Genomic DNA, 6232 nt, shown 5'->3' with positions numbered 1-6232 from the left:
CCTGCTGCGCGTGCGCGACGGCGAGCACCAGCTCGTCGTCGTGATGCACCACATCGTCTCCGACGGGGCGTCGATGCAGTTGTTCGTCGACGAGCTGGCGGCCGGGTATGCGGCGCGCGTGGCCGGCGAGCCGCGCTCGCTCGCCGCGCCGCCGGTGCAGTACGCCGACCACGCGGCGTGGCAGCGCGACGAGCTGGCGGCCGGCGAGGCGGCACGGCAGCTCGCCTGGTGGCGTGCCGAACTCGCACACGACGGCGCGGAAGAACCGATCCTCGCGCTGGCCACCGACCACCCGCGCCGCCCGCAGGCCGGCTACTCGGCCGAGCGGCATGCCTTCACGCTGCCCGATTCCTTGCGCGCGGCGCTGCAGGCGGTTGCGCAAGGGCAGGGCGCCACGCTGTCGATGCTGCTGCTGGGCGCGTTCCAGGGCCTGCTGTACCGCTACACCGGGCAGCGCGATGTGCGCGTCGGCATGACGGTTGCGAACCGCGCGCGGCCCGAGGCGCAGGCGCTGATCGGGCTGTTCGTCAACACGCTGGTGCTGCGCAACCGCATCGGCGGGCGCACGACGCTCGCGCAGCTGGTGGCGCAGGCCAGGGCTGCCTCGCTCGGCGCGCAGGCGCATGCGGAGTTGCCGTTCGATCTGCTGGTCGAGGCCTTGCAGCCCGAGCGCAGCCTGGGCCGCAGCCCGCTGTTCCAGGTGATGTTCAACCACGTCGGCGAAGACCCGCGGCTGCTGCGGCAGTTGCCGGGCCTCGCGGTCGAGTCGCTGCCCTTGCCCGAGCTCGCGGCGCAGTTCGAGCTGGCGCTGGAGCTGCGTGAGCGGGCCGGCGCCGCGCTGGAGCTGTCGTTCGTGTATGCCGCCGAGCTGTTCGATGCGGCCACGGTCGAGCGCTTCGGTGCACACCTGCTCGCGCTGCTGCAGGCGCTGGCGCAGCGGCCCGCGCAGGCGCTCGGCGATGTCGACCTGCTGGGCGCGGATGAGCACGCGCGGCTCGCCGCCTGGGGCGTCGAGGCGCAGCGCTTCGTCGACTGGCGGCCGGTCCACCGCTCGTTCGAGCAACGTGTGCGCGACAACCCGGCGGCCGTCGCGCTGCACTTTGCCGACGAGACGCTGACCCGCGGCGAGCTGAACCGCCGCGCCAACCGCCTGGCGCACCACCTGATCGCGCAAGGCATCGGGCCGGAGACCCGCGTCGGCATTGCGCTCGAACGCTCGGTCGGCATGATGGTCGGCATCCTCGCGGTGCTGAAGGCCGGCGCCGCCTACGTGCCGCTGGACACCGAGCTGCCGGCCGAGCGCCTCGCCTGGATGGTGGGCGACAGCGGCGTCGCATTGGTGCTGACGCACGGCGCGGTGCGCGAGCGGCTGCCGGCGGTGGCCGCGCGCGTGCTCGACCTCGACACGCTCGACACGTCCGCCGAGCGCGATGACGATCCGCAAGCCGACGTGCACGCCGAGCACCTCGCCTACGTGATCTACACCTCCGGCTCCACCGGCACGCCGAAGGGCGCGGCGGTGCGCCACCGGGCGCTCGCGAGCTGCATGGCGTGGATGCAGCAGGTCTATCGCCTCGACGCGGCTGACACCGTGCTGCACAAGGCCGCGTTCGGCTTCGACGTGTCGGCCTGGGAGATGTTCTGGCCGCTGACCACCGGCACGCCGCTGGTGCTGGCCGAACCGGGCGAGCACCGCGACCCGGCGCGGCTCGCGGCGCTGATCCTGCGGCACCGCATCACGACGCTGAACTTCGTGCCGGCGATGCTGCAGGCCTTCCTGCAGCAGCCGCAGGTGCAGGCGATGGGGACTGACGCCCCGCTGCGCCGCGTGATCGTCGGCGGCGAGGCGCTGCCGGCCGAGGCGCAGAAGGAGGTCGCGCTGCGGCTGCCGCGTGCCACGCTCTACAACCTCTACGGCCCGACCGAGACGACGATCCACGTCACGCACTGGACCTGCCGTGCCGACGGCGCGACGCAGGTGCCGATCGGCCGGCCGATCACCGAGACGAGCGCGCGCGTGCTCGACGCCGACCTGAACCTCGTGCCGCCCGGCGTCGCCGGCGAGCTGTACCTGGGCGGCGTGAGCCTCGCGCGCGGCTACCTGAACCGTGCGGCGCTGACGGCGGAGCGCTTCGTCGCCGACCCGTTCGATCCGCAGGGCGGGCGGCTCTACCGCACCGGCGACCTGGTGAGATGGAACGCCGAGGGCCAGCTCGACTACCTGGGCCGCATCGACCAGCAGGTGAAGGTCAGAGGCTTTCGGATCGAGCTCGGCGAGATCGAGGCGCGGCTGCTGGCGCACGGCTCGGTGCGCGATGCGGTCGTCGTCGCGAAACCAGGGCCGGCCGGGCTGCGGCTGGTGGCCTACGCGGCCCCGCATGCCGGGCAGCGCATCGACGCCGCCGTGCTGCGCCAGGCGCTCGCCGATGCACTGCCCGACCACATGGTGCCGAGCGCGGTCGTCGCGTTGGAGGCGTTGCCGCTGACACCGAACGGCAAGGTCGACCGCCGCGCGCTGCCCGAGCCGGTGTTCGAGAGCGACCGCGCGCACCTCGCGCCGCAGGGCCGCATCGCCGAGACGCTGGCCGCGATCTGGCGCGAGGTGCTGGGCGTGGAACGCGTCGGCCAGCACGACAACTTCTTCGACCTCGGCGGGCAGAGCCTGCTGCTGATCCGCGTGCACCAGCAGGTGCAGCAGCGCATCGATTCCGAAGTGCCGCTGGTCGAGCTGTTCAGGCACCCGACGCTTGCGGCGCTGGCGCAGCGGCTGGAGCAAGGGTCGGCCGCGCCTGCCACCACCACCGCCATCGACGACCGCGCCAGACAACAACGGGCCGCGCTGCTGCAGCGGCGCCGCACCACCGAGAGGAACACCTGATGAGCACCCCTGAACCGACCGGCATCGAGATCGCGATCATCGGCCTGGCCGGCCGCTTCCCCGGCGCGGCCGATGTCGACGCTTTCTGGCGCAACATCCGCGACGGCGTCGAATCGGTCACCCGCTTCAGCGACGACGAGTTGCGCGCGCGCGGCGTGCCGCAGAGCCTGCTCGACGACCCGGGCTTCGTGAAGGCCGGCGTGCGGCTCGACGGCATCGGCGAGTTCGACGCCGGCTTCTTCGGCTACGCGCCGCGCGAGGCCGAGCAGCTCGACCCGCAGCAGCGGCTGTTCCTCGAATGCGCGTGGCAGGCGCTGGAGCAGGCCGGCTACGCGACCGGCCGGCTCGAGGTGCCGGTCGGCGTGTATGCCGGCGACGGGCCGAACCTCTACCYGATCCGGCACCTGCTGCCATCGTCGGGCGGTGCCGACAGCGGCCAGATCGCCGAGCTGCTGAGCCTGATGAGCGGCAACTCGCCCGGCTCGCTGTGCACGCGCGTCGCCTACAAGCTGAACCTGCGCGGCCCGGCCGTCACGGTGCAGACCGCCTGCTCGACCTCGCTGACGGCCATCCACACCGCTTGCCAGGCGCTGCTGGCCCGCGACTGCGACATGGCGCTGGCGGGGGGCGTGTGGCTGAACCTGTTGCAGGACGGCGGCTACCGCCACCAGGCCGGCGCGATCCTGTCGCCCGATGGCCATTGCCGCGCCTTCGACGAGCGCGCCGCCGGCACGCTGATCGGCAGCGGCGCCGGCCTCGTCGTGCTGAAGCGCCTCGACGACGCGCTGCGCGACGGCGACACGGTGCATGCGGTGATCAAGGGCTCGGCCGCCAACAACGACGGCGCCGACAAGGTCGGCTTCACCGCGCCGAGCGTGCGTGGCCAGGCCGACGTGATCCGCGCCGCCCACCTGGTGGCCGATGTGTCGCCCGACAGCATCGGCTGCATCGAGGCGCACGGCACCGGCACCGTGCTCGGCGACCCGATCGAGGTGGCGGCGCTGACGCAGGCCTTCCGCGCCGGCACCGCGCGGCGCGGCTTCTGCGCGCTCGGCTCGGTCAAGACCAACATCGGCCACCTCGACGCAGCGGCCGGCGTTGCCGGGCTGATCAAGGCGGTGCTGGCGCTGAAGCACCGCACGCTGCCGCCGAGCCTGCATTTCGAGCGGGCGAACCCGCAGCTCGCGCTGGACAGCAGCCCGTTCTACGTCAGCACCGCGGCCGCGCCGTGGCCGCAGGGCGACACGCCGCGGCGCGCCGGTGTCAGCGGCTTCGGCATCGGGGGCACCAACGTGCACGTGGTGCTGGAGGAGGCGCCGGCCGTGGCCGCGCGGGCCGACGACGGCGACTGGCAGGTGCTGCCGCTGTCAGCCCGCGACGGTGCGGCGCTGCGCGAGGCGCGTGCGCTGCTCGCGGACCATCTGCAAGCGCATCCGGAACAGGCCCTGGCCGACGTGGCGCACACGCTGCAATCCGGCAGGCAGGCCTTCGCGCAGCGCAGCGCGGTGGTGGCCGACGGCGCCTCGCTGGCCGCGCAGATGCTGCAGGCGCCCGAGGCGGTGAACGCTGCGGTCGACGCCGCGCCCGAGCTGGTGTTCCTGTTCCCAGGCGGCGGTGCGCAGCATGTGCACATGGGCGAGGCACTGTACCGGCGCAGCGGCGTGTTCCGCGCCGAGGTCGATCGCTGCTGCGAGCTGCTGCGGCCCGGGTTCGGGTTCGACCTGCGCGAGGTGCTGTTCCCGGCGCCGGCCGACGCGGCGGCGGCCGAGCTGCGGCTCGCGCGCATCGAGTTGGCGCAGCCGGCGCTGTTCGTCATCGAGTACGCGATGGCGCGCTGGTGGATGAGCCTGGGCGTGACCCCGGCGCTGATGATCGGCCACAGCCTCGGCGAGTACGTCGCGGCCTGCCTGGCGGGGGTGTTCCAGTTGGCGGATGCGCTGAACATCGTCGCAACGCGTGGCCGGCTGATGCAGGGGCTGCCGGCCGGTGCGATGACGGCGGTGGCGTTGACGGAAGACGCGCTGCGTCCGTACCTCGGCGACGGTTGCGACCTCGCTGCGGTCAACGCCGAACAGCTGTGCGTGATCGCCGGCCCGATCGACGCGATCGAGCGCGCCGAGGCGCGCCTGCGCGAGGCCGGGCAGCAGCCGCGCCGGCTGCATGTCGGCATCGCGTCGCACTCGGCGATGGTCGAGCCGATCGTCGCCGAGCTGCAGCGCACGATCGCCGCGGTGCCGCGCGAGGCGCCGCGCCTGCCGTTCATCTCGAATGCGTCGGGCCGCGTGATCACCGCGGCCGAGGCGGTCGACCCGGCGTACTGGGGCCGCCACCTGCGCGGTGCGGTGCGCTTTGCCGACGGCCTGCGGGCAGTGTTCGAGGGGCCGGGGCGTGCGCTGCTGGAGGTCGGCCCCGGTGCGACGCTCAGCAGCCTCGCGCGCCAGCATCCAGGCGCGGCCACGGCCGCGGGCGTGTGGGCCAGCCAGGCCCATCCGCAGCAGCATGCGCGCAATGCACAGCAACTGGCCGGCACGGTGGCCGCGGCCTGGGTTGCGGGGGTGCCGATCGACTGGTCGGCGTGGCGTGAAGGCGCCGTGCGGCGCCGCGTGCCGCTGCCGACCTATGCGTTCCAGCGTCGCCGCTACTGGGTGGAAGCCGGCGCGYCGGCCGCGGCGCCGAAGGCCGACGGGAACATCTTCTACGCGCCGAGCTGGCAGCGCAGTGCAGCGCCGCGGCCGGCCGCCGGCGCCGAGCCGGGCGGCCACGTGCTGGTGCTCGGCGATGTCGACAGCATCAGCGCCAGCGTGCTGCGCGAACTGCGCCGGCGCGGCGCGCGCGTCAGCTTCGCGCAGCCCGGCATCCGCTTTGCACGAAATGCGGCGCAGCAGTACACCGTGCGGCCGGCCGAGCGTACCGACTTCGACGACCTCTTGGGCGCGCTGCAGGCCGAAGGCCCGTTGACGCAGGTCCTGCACCTGTGGAGCCTCGACGGCCACCGCGGCGCGGCTGCGAAGCCACGGCTGGAGCTTGGCTACCTGAGCCTGCTCGCCTTCGCACGGGCGGTCGAAGCGACTGGCATCGAGCGGCTCGCGCTGACCGTCGTCACCGACCGCCTCGAGGACGTCACCGGCATCGAGCCGCTGGCGCCCGAGAAGGCGACGCTGCTCGGTCTCGCGCGGGTGATGGGGCAGGAGATCCCGTCGCTGCGCTGCCGCGTCGTCGACGTGCTGCTGCCGGCGCCGGAGAGCGAGGCCGAGGACCGGCTCGCCCGCATGCTGGTCGACGAGGCGCGGGGTGACAGCACCGACACACCCGTCGCATGGCGCGGCCCGCACCGCTGGGTGCAGCGCTACGAGC

2 protein-coding genes are annotated in these 6232 nt (G+C 73.6%); both read left to right on the top strand.

Going from position 1 to position 6232, the window contains the following annotated elements; genetic code table 11:
* Nucleotides 1–2878 (top strand): amino acid adenylation domain-containing protein (locus AC1D1T_RS29290; protein ID WP_477993010.1); only part of this gene is annotated, 2878 nt, incomplete at its 5' end.
* Nucleotides 2878–6232: type I polyketide synthase (locus AC1D1T_RS29285; RefSeq protein WP_477993009.1), on the top strand; the 3355-nt coding region annotated here is incomplete at its 3' end. The genes AC1D1T_RS29290 and AC1D1T_RS29285, both read left to right, overlap by 1 nt.

It is taken from the genome of Rhizobacter sp. P2_H3 (assembly GCF_056403355.1).
The sequence above is the reverse complement of the archived record's forward strand: the minus strand, read 5'-3'. Positions and strand labels throughout refer to the sequence as shown.